Source organism: Mesorhizobium sp. 113-1-2 (genome assembly GCF_016756475.1).
Taxonomy (GTDB): Bacteria; Pseudomonadota; Alphaproteobacteria; order Rhizobiales; family Rhizobiaceae; genus Mesorhizobium; species Mesorhizobium loti_C.
In genome coordinates this window covers 7,458,718-7,484,666 of sequence record NZ_AP023242.1, presented here as the reverse complement: position 1 = coordinate 7,484,666, position 25,949 = coordinate 7,458,718, and the positions used below count along the sequence as shown (strand labels likewise).

The following is a 25,949-nucleotide window of genomic DNA, read 5'->3' as shown; positions in this document are numbered from 1 at the left end:
ACCACATCTGGGAGGAGTAGATGGCCGACACCATGATCATACCGATCGCCCCGGATATTGCAACGCACAAATTTTATCTCGCGAGTGCGAAATCATGCCTGATCCGCCTAGCCCATCCTGAAAAATTGCGGTCAGGCTGCGGCTTTCTTGCGGGCACGCTTGGCAGGTGCCGGCGCTCCCGGTTCCTTCGGCTTGCGGCCCAGACCCATGGTCTTGGCCAATGCCGAGCGCGCCGCAGCGTAGTTCGGCGCCACCATGGGATAGTCCGCCGGCAGCTCCCATTTTGCGCGATATTCGTCGGGCGTAAGGCCATAGTGGGTAGCCAGGTGACGCTTGAGCGACTTGAACTTCTTACCGTCCTCAAGGCTGACAATATAATCGGGTGTAACCGATTTTCTGATCGGTACGGCAGGCTTGAGAGCTTCCGATTTTTCTGGTGCGGCACCACCAGCAGTGCCTTTCAATGCGATGTGGATCTGGCCGATAAGCCCAGGCAGTTCACCGACGGGAACCGGATTGTTCGAAACATAGGCTGAGACGACATGGGCGGTGAGTTCGATGAGGTTGTCGGCTTTGCTCTCGGTTTCTTCGGTCATGAAAACGCTCCTGCGGAATTAGAGTAGCCGGGTAAGAATCATCTCGTAGCTTAATAGTGACGACCGCGTTTGATGGCAACCAAAGCCATTGCATGATGTGTTGGCGGATCGCTGCACGCCCGGTCGCCGTCGCGGATCTTCCTCTTGAACCGTCATCGCCCTGACAACACATTGTGTCAGGGTCGCCTCGCGTCGATGCGGCGCCTCTTCACACAAATTGGCTATTTGGAAGGTTGGAGGAACGAATGAACGCTGAGGCTTTCAGCAGCCCGCTTTTCGTGAGGCGCGCAACGCACATCATCCAAGAGATCGCCGGCCTTGCGGATGCAATCGATTTTCTCAATGAATGGCCGGAAGATCGCAGAGACATGATCCACGAAGCCGCCCTGAGGGCATGCTACGATGCGTACGATGGGCGCAAGCCGGTAAGCACGGCGCGCAATGCCTTTTTCGGCTTTGCGAAGCGGGTCGCCATCTTGGAAGATTCAACCTCCGCGATGCAGTGGATCGCCGCCTGCAGATCGGGCAGTGGAAAAGTGCAGGTGTAGACTTCGACGGCATGTTTGAGACTGGCGCGAGACGCGTCAAACAGTGCAGTATGTCCAGGTTTCACAGCTAGACCACGCGAGTGAGAAGCAGTTCCTCACCACCGACTACAAAACCGCAGATCGCACGCAACCTGACCATGGCCAGACGCAGCTCATGGCGATCGCTTGGTCGGCAATGGCCAGGTTCGGCGGCGCAGATGCAGCGGTGGCGTTCGGCTGAGTAAATAAATGCGACCCGGGGCTGTTTGCCGCATAGTGGCTGTGGAGGAGGGGAGAGATGACCGGCTTGATCAGATTTGAGAGGCCAGTCGTTGTTCAGGTTAGCCGCCGCAGCTCGGAGCGTATCGTGTTCGACGTCAACGACGCGGCCGCTATATTGCTGCGGGATCTGCATCATAAGACCGATAAGCGCAGAATTGCGATGGACACCTGTCTGCAGGTGTTACGCGGTAAGACCCATCCACCAGCCGCTCGACGAGCTTTCGTCGCAGCCGCGCTCGAAGCACGCATTCTACGCAGCGATTGAGATTTAGGGCGCCGCTCATGAATTTCGGCCATCTGCACATCGCTATTGAGCGCGCTCCGAATACCCCTGCCGGCATCGCCAGGTGCAAGCCAACCCCTCTCCTTCCGCGACGGCTTTCCTGGTCCGGCGCCTGATCTTCCACCATCGAAGCACAAGGGTCCGCCAGCCAGCTGCGGCCGCTCGGCTTCGCCGTCGCGGTGATCGTGATTGCAGCCAGAGGCAGACGGAGCCATCAAGCGGGAATTGGCCCGCTGCAGATGGCGGAGCCTCGATGCCGCCTCAACAGTCTCCACAAGTGCCGTTTGAACCTTCCCCAGCTTGGCCCTGTATCCGGTTCCCGGAACACGCTCCGCGGACCAGCGCGTGATCGCCGATGCTTCTCCCGATGGTCGGGACTGGGGTTTCGGCGACCAAGGGCGGGGAGACGATAGTGATTTCGATTATCCCAATACGGAATAATCCGAAACGGGCTGGCGGAGAGCCGTCTCGTTTCTGGCCGGCTCATTTGAGGCCCAAGCCTCCTCGATCGCCCGCCAACGGAGGCCTCTGGAACAGCTGACTTCAACGCGCCGTAACAAGGGCCGCGGCCAGGCCAAGCTTGCCGAGGCGTTTCGTCACCGGCAGCTCGATTGCCTTGGGTGCGCCGGATAGACTCCCCCTCGATGCCCGGTGTGGCGTTGCCGCTCACCGCCGGCGAGGGGCACCGAGCCCTACGCGGTCTGCGCTTTTTCCCGAATTGCGCGTGCTGCAGCCACCATGTTCACCAGGGCAGGGCGGACCTCCTCCCATCTGCGCGTTTTGAGACCGCAGTCGGGATTCACCCACAGTTGGCCATCCGACAATCGATCGCGCGCAAGCATGATGAGGTTGGAAATCTCGCCCACTTCCGGGACCCGCGGCGAGTGAATGTCATAGACACCAGGACCGATCTCGTTCGGATACTTGAAGGTTCGCAGCGTATCGAGCAGTTCCATCTGCGAGCGCGAGGTTTCAATGGAGATCACATCGGCATCCATTGCAGCAATCGCGTCCACGATGTCGCCGAACTCGGAGTAGCACATATGGGTGTGAATCTGGGTCGCATCGCCAACCGCCGTTGAAGCCAGCCGGAAGCATTCGACGGCCCAGTCGAGATAGGTTTCCCAGTCGGCCTCACGAAGCGGCAAGCCCTCGCGCAGTGCGGCTTCGTCGATCTGGATCATCTTGGCGCCGGCCTTTTCGAGGTCGCTCACTTCATCGCGAATGGCGAGCGCGACCTGGCGGCAGACGGCTGAGCGGGCAAGGTCGTCTCGGACGAAGGACCAGTTGAGGATCGTCACCGGGCCGGTAAGCATGCCCTTCACCGGCTTTAGCGTCAGCGACTGGGCGTATCGCCACCAGTGTAGTGTCATCGGATTTTGTCGCGACACATCGCCAATGATGATCGGGGGTCGCACAAAGCGCGAGCCATAGCTCTGCACCCACCCATGCTGCGTGAAGGCAAAGCCGCGGAGCTGCTCGGCGAAATACTGCACCATATCGTTGCGCTCGAATTCGCCGTGGACCAGCACGTCGAGTCCGATCTCTTCTTGCCAGCGAACGGCGGCTTCTATCTCTTTCTTCAGGAACGCCTCATAGTCGACGTAACTCAGCTCGCCTTTGGCATGGGCTGCCCGCGCCTTGCGAACCTCGGCTGTTTGCGGGAAGGAGCCAATCGTCGTGGTGGGGAAGGATGGCAAGCCAAACGTGTCGGCCTGAAGCTTGGAGCGCACGTCGAATGCGCTCTTCCGGCGCGTCATGGCGACCTTGATGCTGGCGACCCGACCTTCGACGAGCGGATCATGCACCTTAGCGGATGTCGCGCGAGCGGCGGCAGCCTCAGCCGACGCCTCTAGTTCGGCGGCGACCGCGTCCCGGCCTTCAGCCAGGGCACGGGCGAGCACGACCAGCTCGTCGGTTTTTTGCGCCGCGAAGGCGAGCCACGATTTCACGTCCGCATCGAGTGTCGTCTCCATGTCCAGGTCGATCGGCACATGCAGCATCGAGCAGGACGGGGCGATCTCCACGCGGTCCAACGGCCAGTCGGCGACGATCGGCTTGATGCGGTCAAGTATGGCAGGCAGGTTCGCGCGCCAGACGTTGCGGCCGTCGATCAGCCCGAGCGAGAGCACAAGTTCCTTCTGCGCGAGCCGGCCGACGGTCTCCAACTGCTCTGGAGCGCGCACGAGATCGACGTGCAGTCCCGCCACGGGCAGAGAAATTGCGGTCTCGAGATTGTCTCCCAGCGATCCGAAATAGGTAGCGACCATGATCTTCAACTCGGGTGCTGCTTTCGCCAGCCGGCAGTAGGCGAATTGGAGCGCATCCCGTTCGTTGGGAATCAGATCCAGCACGAGCGCCGGCTCATCGATCTGTACCCAATCGGCTCCCGCGAGCTTCAGCCTCCGCAGGAGCTCCTCGTAGACGGGCAGCAGCCGTGGCAGGAGCGCGATAGGGTTGAAACCTTCCTCAGGTGACTTCGCCAACTTGAGAAAGGTAACCGGTCCAAGCAGGACCGGGCGCGTGTGGATGCCGAGCGCCTTGGCCTCGAGGAAATGATCGACCGGTTTCGCCGACGAGAGGGCAAAGCTCTGATCGTCGGTAAGTTCCGGCACAATGTAGTGATAGTTGGTGTCGAACCATTTGGTCATTTCCATCGCGGCAAGGCCATGCCCGTTGGCCGCATGCTCGTCACCGGCATGTCCGCAATCAGCGGCCTGATCTTGGTTGCCGCGCGCCATGGCGAAATAGGTATCGAGTGGGACCTCGCCGTCAGTCCAGGTGTATCGTGCCGGCACGGCGCCGACCATGGCGACGGTGTCGAGCACATGGTCATAAAGCGAGAAATCGTTGGACGGGATTTTCGACACGCCGCGATCGTGCTGCTCCCTCCAGCTGGCGGCGCGTAGCGCCTTCGCCGTCGCGAGCAGGTCGGCAGCGGGAGATTTTCCGGACCAGTAGCTTTCAAGCGCGAATTTGAGTTCCCGCCGTCGACCGATACGCGGCACGCCGAGCGTTGCCACTGGAATTTGTTGAGAGACAGTCATGCCATACCCCGATGGTTGGGGCGTGGGGACAAGGAACGCGCGAGTAGGCGGCACGAAGCCAGGCTACCGCGGCCACCGAGACACCCCGCCCGTGGACGTTGTTCGTCGTGGCAGGTCTCCTGGCTCGCGGGTCAAAGCCTCTGCCCGTCTTCCCGAGGCCGTTCGCCTCAGTGACACCAATGGGCTTGGCTCGCCGCTAACAGTTGCGGGGGCAGCGCCGGCATCGCACCGGCTTCCCTCTTAGCTCCGCTACGGCAGTGCCGCGCGGAGAACCACGACATGCGCACAATCACAGCAGCTTCGCTCCTTGTCAATACATATAACGAGATGTTTATGTGATGATGCGAATAATGCCCTTGCGCTGATCGGTCTCTTTCGCCCAAAGCCGCTTACGATGCCGCCTCTTATCAGTGCAGGCTCGGAGAGGTCTTTGTCCCATCGGCACGAAAAGAGCGTGTCGCAACAGGCGTTGTCGCATGCGGCCGACGTTGCCAATGCCGCTGATGTGCGAGCCTTCCAACTATCTCAACGAGAAAAGGAAAAGCTCCGGCCTCACCGAGGCCACCAAGAACGAAGCGCCGTGGATCGGCGCTGATCCGCAAGACTTTGCAACCGTCAGATATGCAGCGGGCGGTTCTTACGCGAGGCCGCGAACGCGGCTTTGGGAACCCAATCGCGGGCGAGGATTGGTTGGAGCGGGTTCGTGCCGATAGTGAATTTCCTACCCTTCGCCCACATTATTGAGCATGTGCCCGAGCGAGCACACAAGGCCGCATCAAGAGAAAGCCCGGTCAACTGTAGGGCTTCTTCATTCTTGATTTCATTGGATACGCCCGGCCGCCCTGAGTTTCTTGATTCGACTATTTTTCAGCTCAGGAGGCAAAAAGTTAACGCGATTGTCCAGTTTAGTCATGAATTGCTCGAAATCCATATTGATCTGATTTATAAACAGTCGATTCGAGTACATCTTCCGAACCTGATGATCATCTCTTGGAAAGACAGTGTACCAAGGGATGCCTCGGTTTTTCTGCCTGATTGAGTATAATTCAGCACCAATGTCCATATCACTGAAAGAATATCCAATGAGTAGGACGCAGCTGTTCTCAAATCCGCCCATGGCTTTTGATATCATCTTTCGATACGATGATATCATTTCAAAATAATCGAATTGAGTTATAACCAAGCCACCTTTACCGACCGGCTCGTGGGCGTAGGTTAAACTTCCGTGCGGCTTGTAGAGCGGCATGCGACCGCTCAAAGCTTGCCTATCATCATAAATTATGTCCGGGGGGAGAGAGCTACTCGATTTGTAGCCAAGCTCAACTAGCTCATCGTAGTTGGTCGTGAATATCGACCGCGCTCCCAGATTGGCCAGTGCAACATGCTGCCACAATGGCAGGAAGCAGGTAAAATGTTCGACCAAGAACTCAGACATCGGCGTTCGGCCGGTCTTGGTTTCGATTATCGCGGCGGCATGCTCTAGGCTCATGAGCTTTAGGCTCTCCGGGTCAAACGCAGTCGAGCCGTCATGCTTGAAACGCTGCCATAGCGTGTTTCGCAGAGCATATGCGTTGGGAAGATCCTCGCCCAATTTGTTCTTGGCGCCTATCGAAGCTCCTGCGCCTAGAAAAATTGTCAACCGTCCGCGAAACAAATCCCAATTGGACACGAAGTCTTCGAAGTTGTCGTCGATTTTGCCCGGCACGCGTTAGAACCTTATGTGGGGAAGTGATTTTGTGTACTAGACGCGGAGTGCGACTCATAGTCTTAAAGCAACATGGTCACAAAAATATTAGGCGGACGTTACGTCCTCAAAAGGAAGCTGCTGCCGGGTAGTGTCGAGCGGGGCGAGCCTGAGTTATGGCAAGCACAGGACGCCGGTGACGTGTACTATGTCAAATTGTGGCCTCGTCGCAGCGGCGACGAAATGGACATCCGGGCCTTGTGGAATCGAGAGGTTAGAGGCCTCAGGCGGCTTCAAAGCTATCCTGGAGCCAGCCAGAGGTTCATGACCCTCCAAGATCTCGGCATCACTGACGATTATTTTTTTATCGCGCTGGAAGGCGGGCGACGCGGAATCCTATCGGAATTGCTTGAGCGAAGGCAGAACGTCCACTGGCTGCTTAACTTGACAGTGGCATCGAGGAGACGACCGCTGTGGGAGGGGCTTTTACGCATATCCGAAGCCTTACGCCTTTTACATGACGGCGGCACGATCCACCGGACGCTTTCCTCGGCTTCAATTTTCGTTGGCCCTGACGGCAGCAACGACTTTCGATTGAGTGGTTTCGAATGGTCGCTGCGAATTGCAGGTAACGACGGTGCTTCAGCAAATCCGGCCAAGCAACGCGTCGCGAGGCCACCGGAACTTGAGCGCGGTCCTGGTGAGTTCTCGACAGCCACCGATTGGTTCGACTTCGGACTACTAGCTGCGGAGATGTTTGGTGCGCCGGTCAGAACTGTAAGAAAACTCAGTGCGCTAAAAAAAGCGATTACCGATCTCCCAACTCTGCGAGAGCGAGAAAAGACGCTTCTCCTGTCGTTACTTGAGGAAGAAGCAGATCGCCGTTTGGTGGATGGTGAGTCCGTGGAGCGGGCCATCCGCGATATTGTTGTCGGCCTAGAAGCTGTTGCATCCGCGTCCAGCAATCCAATTGTTGTTGCGGTGCGCTTAGGGCCCCTTACGGACCTGTCTCGCGCCATAGAGCGTATCGCGGGAGACCAGGCCCGCGCCGACGCCGTCGAGAATCAAAGAAAATGGATCGAAAATGACTTACGGGGTGACATCCGCGTGATCGCTCGGAGCTACCCGAGGCGTCGATTTATCCTGAAAGGCTCGAAGCTTGAGTATCGAGTATCTCAGTGGGATTTGCCTCAGGGGGGCGCAACTTGGGATGTAGGATATTGCGATTCAGTTGAAGAATATCCGAAGTCTTTCCAAGGGGACGACATTCTTAACACTGGTGAACGAAAATTACAGATTCGCCTATACCCCCACGTACGCAACAACATTAACTCGATCCGGGACAAAAGTCTTCCTTGGGATAAGGCATTTCCGCCTAGGGTGGTTGACGCAACCGTAGAACCACACCTTCAAGATGTCCACGATTTCTTCAGGGTCACCCAGCAGATAGACACTCTTTTGATTGCTGCTCAGATTTGCCCCGTTCGAGTGATAGAAGTCGATACGATGGGGGGCATCACCTATATCTCGGTGACCCCCGTCAAGGAAGTCGAACGTAATGAGCTGTGTACGTTCCTCAAGCTTTCGCCGCCTGCCGATCAAGTTGCAGACTGGTTTGGCTTGGGTGCTGAAGAAATTTCAGATGATGACGAACAAGAGCCGAGCAGAGATACCTACTATCTTCTTGATAGAAGGACGATCTCGCGTGACCCGCAGGGGGCCGTGCAATGGTCATTTGACCGCAGAGAGATGAATTCTGGAGGCCCCCGCTACCATTTTGTTACGGAGCAAGGCGCCGTAACACGTGCTGGTGCAACGCTCTACTTGGCTCGGAACTTCGGTGGAACCATTGCGCAGATTCGGAGGCGTCACAAAGCCATTGAAGATTTGCGCCAGCACACTTCGTTGTTGCGACTAATCGCGGACCCCTACATTGCGAGCAGGCGCGGGTTAGACCGGGCACCGGCAGGAAGAGCAGCAATCGATCTTGACGAATCGAAAAGAAAAACAATCGAGCAACTTTGGCAGGTTTATCCATCCTTTGCAGTCCAAGGGCCGCCGGGGACTGGCAAGACAACTCTAATCCAAGCGTTCTCTGATCGCCTGCTTACTGACGACCCAACGGCGCAGGTTCTTCTTACGGCCCATTCTCATCACACCGTTGACGATGTGCTCCAGAAGACCTCAAAGCTTTTCAATGAGCTGCCCCCAAACAGTCGCCCAATCCTTCTCAGGCTGGGCGCCCGGCAAGGGTCTGATTTCGATATTGATGCCACGACCAACGTCATTTTGGATTCCCTCGCGGCTAGTGAAATGGCGCAGGCCGCGCCAGGGTTTCTTAAGGAGAAGCTGGCGGAGGCCATATCGTCTCCGGATGAACACATGAGCCCAAGCGTTGAACGGAAGGCAATGCAACTGCTCATCCAAGATGCGGCGAATCTAACGTTTGCCACGTCCAACGCGCCTGACTTAGCCGAGCTTTCCAACAGGGGGCGGCGGTTTGATTGGTCTGTAATTGAAGAAGCGGGCAAGGCGCATGGCTTCGATATGGCGGCGGCGTTGCAGGCAAGCCATCGCATTTTGCTGATTGGAGATCACCATCAGCTCCCTCCCTACAACGCAGAGACATTTGAGGACCTTTTAGGGGAACCTCTTCGAGTACAAAAGGCTGTGCAATTGGGTGCTCAGTTCGCTCCCGGACTGGTTGACCCCGCTCTCGTCGATGAGGATCCTAGCAAAGATAGCTTTGCCGACCGCTGCACCAAGTGGAGATCAATGGTTCGCTTTTTCGGCCGCTTCTTCGAGCAAAGCATGGGAGAAGGCATAGGATTAGACGGGCCAGCCTCCACGCTGACCGATCAGCACAGGATGCATCCAGACATCGCGGACTTGGTGGGCCGAATATTTTATCCAGATGACAGCGGCACTCTCCTGAAAACTCCTGACGAGGCGAAGGTGAAATTTGAAGGCCTACCTCCATACGACATAACCGGCTCTTCTTGGATGCCGGAGGCGCGGATAATTTGGCGTGACGTTCCCTGGATACAGAAGGAAAAGTTTTCGGTCGGCGAGCAAACGGGACTTTTTGTTTCGGACAGCGAAGCCGAAGCGGTTGTTGACACTCTTCAACAGTTTCGGCCGCGCGGAAGCCAAAAGTGTCACATCCAGATTTTGTCGCCATACAACGATCAGTTGAAGCTTATCCGAAAAAAGATCGAGGCTGCGAGGGGGGCTGGGACACTTGACTTGATGTTCCAATCGCCTTTCGATCTTACGGTCGACAAACGGCTTGGTGCGACGGTTGATGAATTCCAAGGAAGTGAGGCTGATATTGTCATAGTAAGTCTCGTGCGGAACAATGCGTTGGTTCCGTGGAAGAGCCTTGGGTTTCTTAAGCAAGAGACGAGAATGAACGTTTTGCTTAGTAGGGCAAAACAGAAGCTTGTAATTGTAGGAAGCTGGGATTTTTTTTCGAGCAGATGCAACGATTTCACCCCAGAAGAGGCTGATTACGCCTACATCGGACGAATGATGGCGTTCATGGAGAGAGCGCAGGTAAATAGAACGTTGGTTCGGACAGGAGGCCACTCGTGACCTCACTCTACGTTCCAGTCTTCCGCGTTGCGGTGAACTATGTGGTGAATTTTGGCCGGCGGTGGAGTGTTCTTGAGCAGATGTTGCTGCTCGAATTGGCTTCTGGGCGACACTCTGTGCGTGAGTTAGCCCGAAAATCTCTGGTTCCGGACCGTCTTGTCGTGGAGGGCTTGATCAATCTAATGCGGGTGGGTTGGATTGAAGTTCGATCCACATCAGCAGGGAATTTTTTCACGGCTACCACCGCCGGCAAAAGACGGGCCGCCGACGAAAGTCTGCCTGCCCAGCTACAGCGCGGCGGGCGTTGGATATCGCTATGTTTTGATCGATTGTCGGGAAGCTGGCTTAGAGCAGACGATCTTGATCTGGTGTATGAAAAAGACCTGCCGGAGAACCCAAACCTCCTTGAGCCGATTGAACAAAATTACGATCCGAACGACGCGACCATTCGCGATCTTCTATATTTAGGCGTTGACGAGGATCTGGAGGACGAAGAGCCGAAGTTACGGACACCGTCCAGGCCCTACGCTCGGATTTATCTTGACATGGGGGAGCTCACAGGTCTCCCCGACTACGCCCCTATGCGTCTCAGGGAAAAGCTACGCGCACAACTCATTAAACTTGGGGCCGTCCCAATGAAGCGGGCCGCCAAGATCAGCACCGGCATGGGCGAGGGAGTCGGGCGTGCGTCCTTGGATTCAAGTAACTTTATCGTTGGTGGGGAGGAACACTTTGAATTTCTTCAGAGTGCTCTGAGATCTACAAAATCATACATTGCGTTCCACTCTTGCTTCGTTCATCCAGAGACAGTCAAAAGACTTCTGCCATCATTTTCAGAGGCGGCTAGGCGCGGCGTAAAAGTTGATCTGTTGTGGGGATTGCGCGTAGACGCTGAAGACCCGAAGCCTGCTGCCCCCATCGGGGAAGTGCAACAGTTGCTTGCAATGCTGCCCCAATCTGCAAACCAACGTATACAGCTATCTCCAAATTCATCAGGTTCTCACGCCAAGATCATCATCTTTGACGACAAAGAGCTCGGCTGGACTACCGTCGTGGGATCCTGCAACTATTTGTCTTCATGGTACAGCGCCAAGGACGTGTCGCTTCGGACCACCTCGCGAGTAGTTGGGCGCGAGGTGGTGGGTCAACTCATCAGCGCCCAGGTTCCCTCAGCGGGGAGTTGGCCCGCTGTAGCTAGAAGACTGCGCAGTGTTTGGCAGGCAATTCGCAGTTTCGATCCGCAAACAGAGGCAGGCGAGTACTCTATTGAACTCTTGGTTGACGAGGACCATTACGCGTGCATTACGCGAGCGCGGGATGAGGCCAAGTCCCGAATATTGATTGGGTGTGATCTCTTCGGCTTGGCAGCCGAAACCTCGGTGGTGGTTCCGATGGAGGTTGCGGCTCGAGACGGTTGCCGAGTAGAACTCATGTACAATCGGCCCAGCAAGACTATGACAGAGCAGGGCCGGGCACCCAGTGTGAACGAACTTGCCGCACGCGGCTTGGAATTGCACCGCGATCCGTCACTGCACGGCAAGTTCCTTATCGTTGATAACGACACCGTGGCGGTGACGAGCTTCAACTGGCTCTCCACTTCGGTTTCCGGCGCCCGATCGCGCGGCGCCGAGCTTGGTTTGCACGTACGAGGGCCGGGGGTTGGCTCGTGGTTGGCAGAGAAGTTGACTGCTGAGCAAAGCGCCGGATCAGAACGGGCTCCCTAAACAATTCGGGATCCCACTTCGTGGCACGGTCTATATGCAGACACGCGGTGCCGTCAATGCGCTCGGGTTTGACCCGGAGGCAGATCGAAGTGGGGCCGAATGGTTCAAGCGTTCAGCGGGTGGCGGAGAGGTGGTTGCGGGGGCGCGCTGCAGACCCAAAGACCGGCCATCCCGTGGACATTGCTCCCGAGGAAGCAGAATCCGCGTACGGGCTTTGGCGCATCTGGCGCCCTGTGGCGGCGAGAAAGACGCGCGGTAGTTGCGGCGCCGACGGCACGCGCGACCACAAGGCTCGTCCGGGACGATTTCGGCTTGTGCCCACAGGTGCGCCACCGCGTCGGCCTTATAGATCGAGTTCCAATGGACGATCGCCGCGGTGAGGAGGTTTCAAGCCCGACGCCCGGTATTGCTGGGCCTCATGCCGCCAGCGTCTCGAACAACTGCGCGGCGGTCGCCTCGACCTGCTGCGCGAGCAACTTCACCCTGCGGTTGCCGAAGGCCAGCGCGTAACTGGGCATGCTCGCCCCCCTCGCGCGAGCGAGCCGAGATCCGGGGTGAATGCCGCACTCTCTAAGCGACGGAAGGGCGGAAGGTGACCGGCAGGCGCTGCGGGCAGCGAATGACGTAAGACGGCATGTAGACGACGTCCTCCGCGGCGATGGCCAGCGCCAGATCCTCCAGCCGCCCGAACAGCGCGGGGAAGGCGCAGCGCAATTCCAGGCGCGCCAGCGCAGCGCCCAGGCAGGAATGCGGCCCCTCGCCGAACGACAAATGCGGGTTGTGCCGCCGGGTGACATCGAATCTGTCGGCGCCGGGACCGAAGGCCTTTTCGTCCCGGTTCGCCGCATGGAACGCCATCAGGACGGCATCGCCGCGGCGGACCAGGCATCCGTCGATCTCCACGTCCTGGGTGGCATAGCGGAACGGCAGATTGGCCGCTGAGCTGCCCCAGCGCAGGATCTCCTCGATCGCCTGTGACCACGGAACTTGGCCGCTGCGCACCAAGTGCAGTTGCTGCGGATGCGTCAGCAATGCCAGCACGCCATTGCCGATGACGCCGGCGGTGGTCACGAAGCCCGCAGAGAGCACCATGAACAGCATGTCGATGAGCTCGGTGTCGGAAACGAGCTCGCCTTTGTCACGCGCGACGATCAGGGCCGAAGCCAGATCATCGCCGAGCTGGCCCCGCTTGAGCGCGATCAGGCGACGGAAGAACTCCGGGATGCGCTGCCGCGTCTGTCGCACCTCTTCGGCTGTGGCGGAGGTGTTGGCCAGGCTGTAGGTGAGCGCGACGATCTCTTCGCGCTGTTCGTCCGGCAAACCGAACAGTTCGGCGATCACGTTGGTGGGCAGCGGAGCGGCGAACTCGCACATCAGATCGGCACTGCCGCCGCGCTGCGCTATCTCGGCCAGGAGTCGATCGACGCATTGTTCGACCCGTGGCGCCAGCAAGGCGATACGACTGGGCGCGAAGCTGCTGGACAGCAGGCCGCGCAAGCGCCGGTGATCGGCGCCGTGCGCCGTGGTCATGTTGTCCACTTTGCATATCCCGATCAGCGGATGATCCTCGGGAATCTCGCCGTCCTGCAGCGCCCGCCACTGTCGCCAGTCCTTGTTGAAACGCTGGTCGGAAAGCATCTGCCTGAGCGTCTGGTGACGGGCTGCCGCCCAGGTCACCACATCGCCTGGCAGCGACACTCGCGCCATCCCCCCCTGCCGCAGAATCGCAGAAGAAAGACGATCAAGTTGCGTGGGAGCGGCCGGCACACCGATCACGTCGCAATGATCGTTTTCTACGCGCATGCCAACAACTCCTTTAAGAACCATCGCGGGTCCACTTCTCGGCACGGATGATCCGCGCGCGGACTTCGAAAAGTGCCCCGTGCTTCGTCCTCAGAAGCGGTAGGTGAGACCTGCGCCTATCACCCAGGGATCGAGCTTGGCCTTGCCCGTGAGCTTGGCGCCGGCGACAGTGACGTCGAAGTCGGGCTTGAGGAAAAGCTTCTTCACGTCGAAGTTGACGCCCCAGTGCTGGTCCACCATGTAGTCGAATCCGACCTGCAGCGCGGCGCCGAATGTGTTCTTGACCTTGAGATCATCGGCGCTGCCGGCTTGCTGATGATAGAAGATCGTATAGTTCACGCCGGCGCCGATATAGGGCTCGAAGGCGCCGAAATCGGTAAAATGATACTGCAATGTCACCGTTGGCGGCAGCAGCCAAACCTTGCCGACCTCGCCCAGCCCGCCGATCGCACCTTGGCCATCGATGTTGGCATAGGTGGTGCCGAGTATGAGTTCGGCGGCGATGTTGTCCGTGAAGAAATATGAGATATCGAGTTCCGGCGTCACGGTGTCCGAATACGAAAGACCGGAGCCGGGCACCGCATTGACATAGCCCGAATCCTCGGTGATCACCCCCAACGCACGCAGGCGGATCTGCCAGGGGCTTGGCGCTTCCGCGACGCAGGCTTCTGCCTGCGGGAGGCTCGCGGCTTGCCCAACATCTGCCGCGCCGGCCTGTCCCGCAACGATGAGGACGACAGCCGCTGTCATTGCCCGCGCCACGCCAATTCGCGCTCTCGCCATACTTTTCTCTCCTTGATCTTCAGAAGCGACGCACTGCGCCTTGATTGAATCCTGCTCGCATCAATCGAGATTGACGGAGCGCTCATGCGGGATAGCCCCCGCATATGTCGTGCCAAATGAGAAAATCATTGGAAAACAATGCGGTCACTCCGATAGCGCTGTGTCTCATGTCCGACTTCGTCGAAGATCCGACAATGAGTGCAGCCGTAGCCGCCCCTGGTAGCCGTTCGTCAACATCGGCCGGCAGTTCGTTGGCATGCTCGTACTCGGCTTCGAGTTTTGGCGTATTCTGCGTTCAGCGCTTTGATCGGCGCCTGCTGCTTCGCCGTCAGGCCGGGGAACGTTCCAGCCAGTTGGCGCAGTTCGTGGGCATGTCCGTAAGGCGTCTCGACCGCGACCGATATGGGCGGGAAATCCTTTGGCAGCATGCGCCAGCCGCCATCTGATCGGGCCATGTAGCGGATCGCGTTCAAGACCTCGCGCAGGTCCGTCACCACGCGCCGCCCGGTCTTGGCCGCGCCCGGCAGGAACGGTTTATCCGCGACCATTCCTCATGCGTCAGATCGGAGGGGATAGCGCTTGGTCTTCTTCTTGATATCGGCCACACGGCCACGCGTCGCTCGGGTCCACATCCCAAGCTTGAAACACGATTAATCCCGCCAATCCGCTGCCCGCCCTGCAGCAGGCCCCTCTTCGGGCGGCAATTAATCCTGCTTCGGTTTGAAATTCGCTACGAGAGCACGATATCGTTGTGACGACCGACCTGGATTGATCATCAAGTGGCCGATACCGCCATAGAATGCGACGAAAAGGCGCGTGGCCGTTCTGAACCCCCGGGGCGGCCGCCGCGCAATCGTGCGGTGATGAAGCACTCCGATGTCCTTGGCGGGCTCGATTACCTGGCGGCGGATTATCACCGGCAGGATTTCTCCAAGCATGTCCACAACGAGTATCTGATCGGGCTGATCGAGCGAGGCGTCCATGATGTTTGGTGCCGAGGTGAGGTTTGGCACGCCGGTAGCGGCACCGTCGCGACCTTCGCGCCCGGGGAACCGCATTTCGGGGGTGCTGGTGACGATCTTGGCTGGAGCCAGAAGATCTTTTACATGCCCGAAGTCCTTATCCGGCAAGTCCTTGAGGACAGCGGCCAAAACGAACCCGGAACGATCGACTTCAAAAGCCCGTTCCAGGAGAATGCCCCAGTTGCACACGGCCTCAGCGCGTTTTGGCGTCTGCTTGAACATGAGCACAGCTCGGCACTGGAGATCGAGGAGTATCTGTTCCGTTTCCTGCCCCACGTCTTCGCACAGGCCGGCAGGTCGCGCGTTGCTGAGCGAAAATTCGTGCCGCCGAGGTTCCGCGACGTATGTGACTTCATCCATGCCCACTTTGACGAAGTTCTGCAGCTCCCCGCCCTGGCCGCCCTCGCCGGATGCTCCAAGGCGACGTTGATCGATGGCTTCAAGGCGCATTTCGGGTTGCCCCCCACCCGCTACCTGATCCAGGTCCGCATCGACGAGGCGCGACGGCTGCTGAGGCGAGGTCAGCAGGTCGCCGAGGTCGCCGTCGCGGTAGGGTTCGCGGACCAGAGCCACCTGACCCGGCACTTCAAGGCGGTGTTGGGGGTGACGCCGGCGCGCTACCTCTCGGTTTGAATATCGTTCAATAAAGCGCGCGGCGAACCGTCTAGCTTGGACGCTCAATGGATGAAACGAGCGTCAAGACCATGAACGAAAGCAAGCAGACCCGCCCCCGCGACTTCACCAGCGACAACATCGCCGGCGTCTCCCCCGAGGTGATCGCAGCCATCACCGCATGCGCGTCAGGTCAGGCGCTTCCCTACGGCAACGATGAGCTGACGCATACCGTCGAGCGCCAGCTCGCCGAGGTGTTCGAGCATGCGGTCGACGTGTTCCTCGTTTCGACGGGGTCGGCGGCGAACGCGCTGGCGCTCGCGGCGATTACGCCGCCATGGGGCAGCATCCTCTCGCACGCCGACGCGCACATCAACCGCGACGAGTGCGGCGCGCCGGAGTTCTACACCGCCGGTGCGAAGTTGGTGCAGCTTCCAGGCGAGGCGGGCAAAATCGACATCGACGCCTTGGCGGCCAATGCAACGCGCATGGTGGGCGATATCCACTCGGTCCAGCCCTCCAGCGTCAGCATCACGCAGGCGACCGAGATGGGATCGGTCTACGCGCTCGACGAAATCAAGGCGATCGGACATATCTGCCGGTCAGCGAACCTGCCGCTGCACATGGACGGTGCTCGCTTCGCCAACGCCCTCGTCACTCTGCGCTGCTCGCCGGCCGAGATGACGTGGAAGGCCGGCGTCGAACTTGTGTCATTTGGCGCCACGAAGAATGGAACGTTTGGGGTCGATGCGGTCGTCTCGTTTCGCAGAGATCTCGCGAGCACGATCGCCTTTCGCCGCAAGCGGGCCGGCCAGTTGAGTTCCAAGATGCGCTTCATGGCGGCGCAAATGGACGGCTATCTGAGGGACGGTGTCTGGCTTCGCAACGCGACCCATGCCAATTCGATGGCATCGGCGCTCGCGCAGGGGTTGGCCCTGGTGCCAGGCGTGAAAATCCAGCAGCGTCCCGAGGCCAACATCCTGTTCTGCCGACTTCCCACGTCCCTGATCCGAGGGCTGCTCGACATGGGATTCCGCTTCTACCATGACCGGTGGGAGCCCGGAATCGTGAGGTTCGTCACCTCTTTCGCGACGACCGGGGCCGACGTGTCCGACTTGATCGGCGCGGCAACCAGCCTCTGCGCACCGGTCGGCTCGGCTCGTGTTCCGGCTGGTGCCGAATGAGTGTGGCGACCGTCGAGCGCTCTCGCCGCCCGTCACGGATGTCCTCTTTGCTCGACTGCATTGTCCTAGCGTACTGGCCGCACGGGCATCTCAGGCTGTATCGTTTGTCCTAGGCCCTTTTAGACCTGCAACTTCATCTTACCTCGGCAAGGCGGCTTCACCGTGCGGTCACGAAGTAACCAGGTTGATTTGCAGGCCCCCCTATCTGCGCAATTCACCTCAAGTCATCGGTATCCTGTTGCTTGTAATATTTATTTTGCAATTTTTTATCATATTTTTGATGAAAAATGCTGTTCACTCGTCCGAGTTACTTAAAAGAGTGAGTCGGATCTGCGTGGGGTGGCAGCATCAATCGGGATTTTGACCACTAGCAGGAGAAAATATGCCTTCCATATCTACGCGCCGCGCCAACGCAACGGACGCAGGGACGGTCGTCCGTTTTATTCACGCGCTACTCGATGCACTGGCGGGAAAGCGCCCGCGCCCGACGACGTGAGACAAAGCGCGCAGATAATGCTTGCCGACGCTGGCGTGGTCGCAGTGATCGCAAGTGCAGATGACGAGCCGGTCGGCATCATGGTGCTGAATGAATGCACGGCGATCTATGCAGGAGGTAAGTTCGGCTATATTTCGGAGCTGTATGTTCGACCCGAAAAGCGCTCCAAAGGGATTGCCCCTCAACTGCTTGAGGTCGCCTCGCGGGAAGGCCGTGCGCGTGGTTGGAAGCGACTTGAGCTTGCAGCGCCCAGGCAACCAAAATGGAAGCGCACGCTCGATTTCTACCTGCGCAACGGGTTCGAGGAACTCGGCCCTCGGCTCTTTCGGATTATCTAGACTAGAGAGTTTGCTATGGGCTGCTCAAAGCAACCTGCACGATCTCAGCGGATTGAGGTCCGGCGTGGTCGCTGCCTGCCGCTGCAATCGAACCAGCATCGTCGTCGTAAATGTGTGTCTCGGATAATGCAGGGTTCCCGTCACGCCGGCCGCCCGGAACGCATCGGCAAAAACCGCCGTCAATCGGGTCACGCTAACGGCGTTTCCTTGAGTGTTGAGGAACAGAGCCGAGGGCGGCAATTTTGCCAACCTACAGGGGCGCTGCATGGACGACCGCACGTGACGTGCACCCGGCACGCTGCGTATAGCCGAATGGCGGATGATTCCCATGAGGGTAGTCCTATGAAATTGTACGCGAAAGTCTTTGGTGGAGCGGCAGCGTTGCTCGCTGCCTGGCCGGCGATGGCCAGCGACGCGGTGGCGAGCGAACCGGCGCCCTACAATCCCAATTTCTCTTTCGTTGGCGGCGTCGGCGTCATCGACATCGAGGCCAACGAGCTGGTCTATCAGGCTCCCGGCAGCGGCTCGAAGCTGAGCCACCTTATCTGGGAAAGCACCTCTGCGGTCATTTCAGCCGAGATGACGGCGCGCAGCGAGGCCGGCTGGACCGCCAAGCTTTCCGGCCAGATCGCCTTCAGCGGCGACAGCTACATGGAAGACTATGACTGGAACCCGTCATTCTCGACCAATGATGGCTGGAACGACTGGAGCAACCGTTCGCGCCATTGCGACACCGATCTTGATTACTTCTATTCGGCAACCGTCGCGCTCGGCCACGATTTCCAGTTCAGTGACCAGCTGCTGATCAACGTCAACGGTGGTTTCAAGTACACCTCGGTCAAGTGGACTGCCTATGGCGGCTCCTATGTCTACAGCGTTGCCGGCTTCCGGGATTCGGTTGGCGACTTCCCAGGAGACGCAAAGGCCATCAGCTACCAGCAGAAATTGCCGGTCGCCTTCGCCGGCATCGATGCGACCTATGTCCAGGATCGCTGGAACTTCGGCTTTGCGCTGAAGGGCGGCACGACCTTCTCGGCCGGCGCTACCGATCATCACTGGATGCGTGACCTGCGCTTCGAGGATGATTTCGAATCGGCGCCGGTTCTGATGGTCGGCGGCAGCGTCGGCTACCAGTACAACGAGCGGACCAGCTTCTTCGTCTCCGGTTCCTACGAAAAGGTTTTCACCGCTCGCGGCGACTACAACACCTATGACATTGCGACCGGCGCAGAGACTGGCGGCGAAGACGACTGGATCGGCGGCGATTTTGCCGCGGCGACGGTGATGGTCGGCATCAAGACCTCGTTCTGATTGAACGAGTGCGACCGGAACGCCAAACCGATGTCCGCACGGCGCAGAAATCTGACGCGCCCGCGCGCCTGACGGCGCGTGCCGGGTGCTCGTGAACCGAGCCCGCTTTTTCTTCGCCGGCTCAGGCGGTCTCGGCCATCCGGCTTCGCCCCCTGGCGCGGGCAGCCTGTCGGCTGCTGACGGTCGCCGCCCTGCCGGCCGGCGCGGTTTGTCTGTTGGCCTTTCCCGGCGGCGCGGGGTGGGCGGCACTCCCTTCTAGGCCCGCCGCGGCGTCCCGCAACCCTTCGCTTGCGCTTCGGGTCCTCCTCTTCGTTCCGGTCCTTCGGATGCGGTCCGCCTCCGACGGCGGGCCTTTCCGGTCGCGTCTCGCCGCCCACCCCACTTGCGGGGAAAGGCGCGGGATTGAAGAGCGGAGGACCAGACGATGCGTGCAAAACACCAGCGTTCCGACAGCCGAGAGGCTGGCGCGGGCAGGGGCGGGCGCCCGGGCGCCAGCCTTTATCAGGAGATCACGGACCGCATCATTGCCGAACTGGAGCGCGGCACCGTGCCATGGGTCAAGCCATGGGGCAGCGCAAAGGCCGACCTCGGCCTGCCCAGCAACGCGGCCACCGGGCGCCGCTATTCCGGCATCAACATCCTCATCCTGTGGGGCGCCGTCGTCGAGCGCAGCTATCCCGGCCAGAACTGGCTGACCTTCCGGCAGGCGCTTGCCCTTGGCGGCAATGTCAGGAAGGGCGAGCGCGGCACCACAATCGTTCATGCCGACCGCTTTGTCCCAAAGGGCGAGCAGGAGCGCGCCAAGGCCGATGGCGACGAACCGCAGGCGGTCCCTTTCCTGAAGCGCTTCACCGTCTTCAACGTCGCGCAGTGCGACGGCCTGCCCGAGCACCTTTACCGCAACGCAGAACCGCTGCCCGAACGCGAGATCGTCCCGCAGGCCGAGGCGCTTATTCGAGCAAGCGGCGCGGATTTCCGCATCGGCGGCGATCGCGCTTTCTACATGCCGGGCAGTGACTCCATTCAGGTGCCGCCGCAGCCGGCATTCTTTCAGCAGATCGACTATTACCGCACCTGCTTCCACGAACTTGGCCACTGGACCGGCCACCCGGCGCGGCTGGCGCGCGACCTCTTCGGCGCCTTCGGTTCCAAGACCTATGCGCGCGAGGAATTGGTTGCCGAAATCACCGCAGCCTTTGTCTGCTCGACCCTCGGCATCGAGCCGACCGTGCGCCATGCCGACTATATCGGCACATGGCTGAAGGTGCTGCGCGATGACAATCGCGCCATCTTCCGCGCCGCCAGCCTTGCCTCCAAGGCCACCGATTTTCTTCTGGGCTTCAACGCCGAGGCCGAAGGCGCGCAACAAGACGAGATCGCGGCATGAGCGCGCGCGATCCCGACACCCTGCGGACCGAGCCAACGCCGCAAGGCGAGCAGACGCTCATTCCCGGTGTCCAGCCACCACGCGCGACCGCCTCGCCCTTTTGGCCGACGCGCCGATGCGCCCACGCGCGGCGCAAAAGCCGCTCGATATCGGGCTGTTCGATGACGCCAGAAATCAACTCGACCTGTTTTGTGAGGAGTTTTCCCATGATCCTGATCACCGACGAGCTTTGCGCCCTGCTGCTCGCCAATGGCGCAACCGACACCGAAACCGACCATGTCCCGGTGGTCAAACTGTTCGATCCTACCGGCCTAGCGACCTGGCTTCTCACCGAACTCGACACCGACGGCGACACCCTTTTCGGCCTTTGCGACCTCGGCTTCGGCTTCCCCGAACTCGGCAGCGTCAGTCTTGCCGAGCTTGCAAGCGTCAAGGGGCGGCTTGGCCTCGGCATCGAGCGCGACCTTGGATTCAAGGCGCGCTTTCCGCTCTCCGTCTACGCCCAGGCAGCGTACAGCGCCGGCCACATCACCGAAGCCGACCGGCTGCTGCGACAGGCGGCAGAAGCCCTTGGCAACGCCGATTCCAAGCTTCCGCCCGACACGGCGGAACAGACGCGCCGCTAGGGCGCGAAAACCGTCCCGCCGCGCCGGCTTGCAGCCTCTGCGGCGGGGCAATCCCACCCCGCAACGAAGGAGACAAACCATGCAACTTGCCCACATTCCGCTTGATAAGCTCAACATTTCCGCGCTCAACATGCGCCATTCCAAACGCGCGCCCGACGTGTCGGACATCCTGCCGTCGGTTCGCGCGCGCGGCGTCCTGGTGCCGCTTTTGGTGCGGCCCAACGGCACGCCGGAAAGCTTCGAGATCGTCGCCGGCCGGCGCCGCTATTTCGCCGCCAAATCGCTCGCCGACGAGCGCGGCCAGGGCAATGCCTTGCCCTGCGCCATCATGGAAGACGGCGACGACGCCGACGCGCTCGAGGCCTCGCTGATCGAAAACTTCGCCCGGCTCGATCCCGACGAGGTGTCGCAGTGGGAGACGTTTTCGCGGCTGATCAAGGAGCGCCGCGGCGTTGCCGACATCGCCGCCACCTTCGGCATCACCGAGCTTCTGGTCAAACGCATTCTGGCGCTCGGCGATCTTCTGCCCAAAATCCGCGAGGCCTATCGGCGCGCCGACATCGACGCCGAGACGGCGCGCCATCTGACCATGGCCTCCAAGGCGCAGCAGAAGGATTGGCTGGCGCTTTATGCCGACCCCGAGCAATACGCTCCGCGCGGCCACCAATTGAAACAATGGCTGTTCGGCGGCCAGTCGATTTCTACCAAGGTGGCGCTGTTCCCCATCGAGGACTATCCGGGCCTGATCGTCTGCGACCTGTTCGGCGAGGACAGCTATTTCGCCGATGCCGACCTGTTCTGGCAAAAGCAGAACGAGGCGATTGCCGCCAAACGCGATGCCTATCTGGAAGCCGGCTGGCCCGAGGTCGCCGTGCTGGAACCGGGGCAGCATTTCCAGTCATGGGACCATGAAAAGACGCCGAGGAAGAAGGGCGGCAAGGTCTTCATATCGGTCTCGCATCGCGGCGCGGTCGAATGCCACGAGGGCTGGCTGTCGCGCAAGGAAGCCCGCCGCGCCCGCGCGCAAGGCGAGGGCGGCGCGCACGACGAAACGCCCGCCAAGCCGTCGCGACCGGAACTCACCGGGCCGATGCAGAACTATGTCGATCTGCACCGCCACGGTGCCGTGCGTACCGCCATGCTCGACCATCCGTGTGTCGCGCTGCGCCTGATGGTGGCGCATGCCATCGCAGGCTCGGGCCTGTGGCAGGTTCGCCGCGAGCCGCAGCGCACCGCCAATGAAGCGGTGGCGGCAAGCATTGCTGCGTCCAGGGCCGAAGCCGCATTCGCCGAAAAACGGCGCGCGGTGCTGGCGCTGCTTGGGCAGGCCGACGAGGAGGGCGCGATAGCCGGCGGCAATGGCGACGCCTTTGCGCTTGCCGCAGTCTTTGCCCGTTTGCTGGCACTTTGCGACGACGACGTCATGCGCGTTCTCAGCCTTGTCATGGCCGAGACGCTCGAAGCCGGCAGCGCCGTCGTCGAGGCGCTCGGCAACCATCTGGGCATCGACATGGGCGCGTGGTGGCAAGCGGACGACGCCTTCTTCGACCTGCTGCGCGACAAGGAGATCGCCAATGCGATGCTGGCCGACCTCGCCGGCAAGCCTGTCGCCGACGGCAATGTCGCCGAGAAGGTCAAGACGCAAAAGAAGATCATCCGCGATTGCCTGTCGGGCGAGAACGGCCGCGAGAAAACCGACAACTGGATGCCCAACTGGATGAAATTCCCGGTCGAAAGCTACACGAAACGCGGCGGCTTCCGCACCGCCGATCAATGGGCGAGCGTGCAGCCGCTGTTCGTCCGCCAATAGGTGCCAAGCCGGGCGGCGGCTCTTTTTAAGCGCCGCCGCCCCGTTTGCCTGCCGCTGGAATATTGGCTGATGCGCACGGCGATCCGAACAGCATGTGCCACGCGCAAGGCTATTGTGCGTTGCACAAAAACCGACGCGCGGCTACACGTCCTTCCGTTGCGGGAATCGGGCTTGGACCAGCGGCGAGGCAGTGAGAACCGATGCTTCGTCGATATCATATTGCATTCATAGCTGAGGACCCTTCATGACCCTTTCGAGCCCTGACAAATCCGGCGCCGCCAGTCTCGAGGCCATCGCGCGAAACGGCGGGCGTGCTGCGCCGCATCGCCGTGCGCATTCCGACCTATCTGTCGGACATTCGCGAGAACCCAGCATGGCTGCCGATGTTCGTGCTCGCCCGCACCATGCCGGCGCGCCGGATGCACTGGCGTGGGGCAAAGCCGGTTCGCGTGTCGCAAAAAGCCCACGACACGATGTTTGCCGGCGTCGATCGCCAGGAAATTGTCGAGGCGCTGCGGTCGGACGGGTTGTTTTGCGGGCTCGTCCTGCCGACTTCCATCCATAAGGAGATCGCCGCCTTCGCCCGCTACACGCCTTGTTTCGGCAATTTCGATCGCCGTCTCGAATTCATGGCTGAGGACCATGCCGAGGCCGAGAAGCGTTTCGGCCGCCCCTTGCTCAGCGGCCACTTATTCGAACACATCCTCGGCTGCAAGGCAGCGGTCGCCATCCAGAACGATCCGCTGCTGCTCGACATCGCCGCGCATTATCTGGGCGCTCAGGCGAAATTGATCACCACACGCGTGTGGTGGAGCTTCCCGACCAGCGAGGCTTCCGACGCCGACAAGAACCGTGCCTCGCTCGGCAAGTATCATTTCGACCTCGATGACTGGCGGATGCTGAAATTCTTCTTCTACCTGACGCCGGTCGACGAAGGCACCGGCCCGCATGTCTATGTCCGTGGCAGTCATAACCGCCGCGCCATCAAGCATCAGCTGACGCTGCTTGTCGGCCATCCGGCGCAGGAGGTTCTCAAGGTCTATGGCGACGACAGTCCCGTCACGCTGACCGGCGAAGCCGGCCTCGGCTTCGTCGAGGATCCGTTCGGCTTCCATATGGGCACCGTGCCTTCGCGCACGCCACGGCTGATGATGGAAGTCGGCTTCGGCGTCTCGCCGCCCTCGCGCCGGCGCTTCCATGGCGAGCCGGTTATTCGCTGATCTCGCAAAAAGTCCTTAATAGCCTTCCCCAGATCAGACGCCTGGTTCTCCCTTGGGCTGGCTGGTGCCATGGCGTCGTCATGGGATCAGCTGGCACGACTGGATTGGATCGATGTCATCTGACGCCGGTTCCGCCTCGACTGACCCAGATCAAGGCCACGCCCTTGTCGGCGTGGTTTGATCGCCCAGTCCTTCACGGGAAAACGCATGGGCTGACCGACAGCCTGGTCGTCGCTCCCATCATCTTGACAATCCAGATCATACAGCAGGCAAATGACGCTTCACCAGCCAGGAACCGACGTGAGAACCGCGCTTGAGGCGATGCGGGCAATAGATCACAGCGCAATCGATGCACGACCTGCGGCTCGACTCCCCCAACATCTCACGAAGAGAACCGACGCGCTGGCGGCACGCTGATGGCCGGCTGTGACGACAGCTTCGACATTATTGTCGTGGGCGCCGGGCCGGTCGGACTTTCCTTCGCCGCATCGCTTGCCTATAGCCAGCTCAAACTGGCGGTTGTGGAAGGGCAGGCCCTGGAAAGACTGGCAAGTCCGGCTTTCGACGGCCGCGAGATCGCGCTCACCCACGCCTCGATTGGAATCCTTCGCGAGCTCGGAGCCTGGGATGTTATCTCCGCTTCGGACAAGTCACCGCTTCAAGGCGCACGCGTCCTCAACGGATCGAGCCCGTTTGCGTTGTGTTTCGATTCCCCCGGCGGATCCGCGGAACCACTGGGCGTTCTGGTCCCGAATTGCCAGATCCGCGATGCCCTGTTCAAGATCATCCGCTTGCGGGGCCATGCCCGGCTGCTGTGCGGCCACTCGGTCGTGCGTGCAACAAACAGCCGTCAAGGAGCAGTGATAACGCTCTCCAATGGCAGGCAGCTGAGCGCTCGCCTTCTCGTTGCAGCCGATTCGCGTTTTTCCGCCACCCGCAATCTGCTCGGCATCGGCGCCGATATCAATCGGCTTGGCAACTCGATGCTGATTTGCCGGGTGAGGCACGAGCGCCCCCACCACCAGATCGCGATCGAATGGTTCGATCACCATCAGACGGTGGCGATGTTGCCCCTCGCGCCAGGCGTGTCGTCGCTGCTTTTGACTTTGCCCTCAAACGAGGCCGACGGACTGCTTGCCCTCGACGACGAGTTGTTCCTGAGGGAGTTGACAAAGCGCTGTCGAGGGCGCCTCGGCAACATGAGCCTGGCAAGCCAACGCTATATCTATCCGTTGGTCACGACCTGGGCGCACAGGTTCCGGGCGCCGAGCGCCGCATTGATCGGCGACGCCGCCATTGGCATGCACCCGGTGACCGCGCATGGCTTCAACATCGGCCTTGGCGGCCAGAAGCAGCTCGCCCGCGGTATAGAGACCGCATGGCGCGACCGTCGCGACATTGCCGACCCCGACATGCTTCACAGATATGAAAGCCGACTGCGCCTGTCGGCGGCGCCGCTCTACCATGCTACGAATATCCTCGTCGGACTCTACTCAAGCGAGCATCCGGCGGCACGGCTTGCAAGGCATGTGGGGCTGCGCCTCGGCCAACATCTTCCCTTTGTCCGTCATGGCATTGCGGCCATGCTGAGGCGGTAAACCCCAGTCACCATAGTGTCAG

18 protein-coding genes, 1 pseudogene and 1 riboswitch are annotated in these 25,949 nt (G+C 60.1%); of the genes and pseudogenes, 13 read left to right on the top strand and 6 right to left on the bottom strand.

Features of this window, described 5'->3' with window-relative positions:
* Positions 1–131 precede the first annotated feature (131 nt).
* On the bottom strand, positions 132–596 hold the full coding sequence (locus tag JN279_RS35910) for a MucR family transcriptional regulator (RefSeq protein WP_202324086.1): 465 nt from the start codon (positions 594–596) through the stop codon (positions 132–134).
* 245 nt (positions 597–841) lie between these two features.
* Between JN279_RS35910 and JN279_RS35905 the strand changes: the two genes are divergently transcribed.
* Together JN279_RS35905 and JN279_RS35900 are read left to right on the top strand one after the other, a co-directional pair.
* Positions 842–1,144 (top strand): DUF982 domain-containing protein, encoded by a 303-nt coding sequence (locus JN279_RS35905; RefSeq protein WP_202308690.1) that lies wholly within the window; start codon positions 842–844, stop codon positions 1,142–1,144.
* Between the two features lie 277 nt (positions 1,145–1,421).
* Positions 1,422–1,670, top strand: a complete 249-nt coding sequence (locus JN279_RS35900; protein ID WP_202351517.1) for a DUF982 domain-containing protein — start codon at positions 1,422–1,424, stop codon at positions 1,668–1,670.
* 710 nt (positions 1,671–2,380) lie between these two features.
* On the opposite strand, the gene metE is transcribed toward JN279_RS35900, so the two are convergent.
* Both metE and JN279_RS35890 read right to left on the bottom strand, forming a co-directional pair.
* The gene (metE, locus tag JN279_RS35895) at positions 2,381–4,711 is read right to left on the bottom strand and encodes a 5-methyltetrahydropteroyltriglutamate--homocysteine S-methyltransferase (protein ID WP_202353877.1); all 2,331 of its coding nucleotides are present in this window, start codon (positions 4,709–4,711) and stop codon (positions 2,381–2,383) included.
* Positions 4,712–4,827: 116 nt separating this feature from the next.
* Positions 4,828–5,027, bottom strand: a riboswitch (cobalamin riboswitch).
* A 528-nt stretch (positions 5,028–5,555) separates the two neighbouring features.
* The gene (locus tag JN279_RS35890; protein WP_006328768.1) at positions 5,556–6,440 is read right to left on the bottom strand and encodes an SIR2 family protein; all 885 of its coding nucleotides are present in this window, start codon (positions 6,438–6,440) and stop codon (positions 5,556–5,558) included.
* A gap of 303 nt (positions 6,441–6,743) precedes the next feature.
* Between JN279_RS35890 and JN279_RS35885 the strand changes: the two genes are divergently transcribed.
* Together JN279_RS35885 and JN279_RS35880 are read left to right on the top strand one after the other, a co-directional pair.
* The gene (locus tag JN279_RS35885; RefSeq protein ID WP_244734307.1) at positions 6,744–10,013 is read left to right on the top strand and encodes an AAA domain-containing protein; all 3,270 of its coding nucleotides are present in this window, start codon (positions 6,744–6,746) and stop codon (positions 10,011–10,013) included.
* The gene (locus tag JN279_RS35880) at positions 10,010–11,737 is read left to right on the top strand and encodes a phospholipase D-like domain-containing protein (RefSeq protein WP_202351515.1); all 1,728 of its coding nucleotides are present in this window, start codon (positions 10,010–10,012) and stop codon (positions 11,735–11,737) included. The genes JN279_RS35885 and JN279_RS35880 overlap by 4 nt, the downstream gene beginning before the upstream one ends.
* A gap of 570 nt (positions 11,738–12,307) precedes the next feature.
* Here the strand turns inward: JN279_RS35880 and JN279_RS35870 are convergent.
* From JN279_RS35870 to JN279_RS35860, 3 genes are all read right to left on the bottom strand, one after another.
* Positions 12,308–13,540 (bottom strand): cytochrome P450 family protein, encoded by a 1,233-nt coding sequence (locus JN279_RS35870; protein ID WP_202351514.1) that lies wholly within the window; start codon positions 13,538–13,540, stop codon positions 12,308–12,310.
* A 90-nt stretch (positions 13,541–13,630) separates the two neighbouring features.
* On the bottom strand, positions 13,631–14,323 hold the full coding sequence (locus JN279_RS35865) for an OmpW/AlkL family protein (RefSeq protein ID WP_202351513.1): 693 nt from the start codon (positions 14,321–14,323) through the stop codon (positions 13,631–13,633).
* A gap of 230 nt (positions 14,324–14,553) precedes the next feature.
* Positions 14,554–14,871, bottom strand: coding sequence for a transposase (locus JN279_RS35860; protein WP_069091149.1), 318 nt, complete (start codon positions 14,869–14,871; stop codon positions 14,554–14,556).
* Between the two features lie 231 nt (positions 14,872–15,102).
* On the opposite strand from JN279_RS35860, the gene JN279_RS35855 reads away from it, so the two are divergent.
* From JN279_RS35855 to ubiM, 9 genes and pseudogenes are all read left to right on the top strand, one after another.
* Positions 15,103–15,978: an AraC family transcriptional regulator gene (locus JN279_RS35855; protein ID WP_202351512.1), complete on the top strand. Its 876-nt coding sequence runs from the start codon at positions 15,103–15,105 to the stop codon at positions 15,976–15,978.
* A 47-nt stretch (positions 15,979–16,025) separates the two neighbouring features.
* Positions 16,026–17,141 carry a threonine aldolase family protein gene (locus JN279_RS35850; protein ID WP_244734306.1) on the top strand — a complete coding sequence of 372 codons (1,116 nt, stop codon included), beginning with the start codon at positions 16,026–16,028 and terminating at the stop codon, positions 17,139–17,141.
* Positions 17,142–17,654: 513 nt separating this feature from the next.
* Complete coding sequence (locus tag JN279_RS35845) at positions 17,655–17,975, top strand: GNAT family N-acetyltransferase (RefSeq protein WP_244734305.1); 321 nt, start codon at positions 17,655–17,657, stop codon at positions 17,973–17,975.
* A 342-nt stretch (positions 17,976–18,317) separates the two neighbouring features.
* The gene (locus JN279_RS35840; RefSeq protein WP_202351511.1) at positions 18,318–19,286 is read left to right on the top strand and encodes an omptin family outer membrane protease; all 969 of its coding nucleotides are present in this window, start codon (positions 18,318–18,320) and stop codon (positions 19,284–19,286) included.
* A gap of 424 nt (positions 19,287–19,710) precedes the next feature.
* Positions 19,711–20,673 (top strand): ArdC family protein, encoded by a 963-nt coding sequence (locus tag JN279_RS35835; protein ID WP_202351510.1) that lies wholly within the window; start codon positions 19,711–19,713, stop codon positions 20,671–20,673.
* 206 nt (positions 20,674–20,879) lie between these two features.
* The gene (locus tag JN279_RS35830; protein WP_202324054.1) at positions 20,880–21,299 is read left to right on the top strand and encodes a DUF2958 domain-containing protein; all 420 of its coding nucleotides are present in this window, start codon (positions 20,880–20,882) and stop codon (positions 21,297–21,299) included.
* A gap of 79 nt (positions 21,300–21,378) precedes the next feature.
* Positions 21,379–23,109, top strand: coding sequence for a ParB/RepB/Spo0J family partition protein (locus JN279_RS35825; protein WP_202351509.1), 1,731 nt, complete (start codon positions 21,379–21,381; stop codon positions 23,107–23,109).
* Positions 23,110–23,309: 200 nt separating this feature from the next.
* Positions 23,310–24,329 (top strand): annotated as a pseudogene (locus JN279_RS35820) (hypothetical protein).
* Between the two features lie 416 nt (positions 24,330–24,745).
* Positions 24,746–25,927 (top strand): 5-demethoxyubiquinol-8 5-hydroxylase UbiM, encoded by a 1,182-nt coding sequence (gene ubiM, locus JN279_RS35815; protein ID WP_202351508.1) that lies wholly within the window; start codon positions 24,746–24,748, stop codon positions 25,925–25,927.
* Positions 25,928–25,949: the final 22 nt, after the last annotated feature.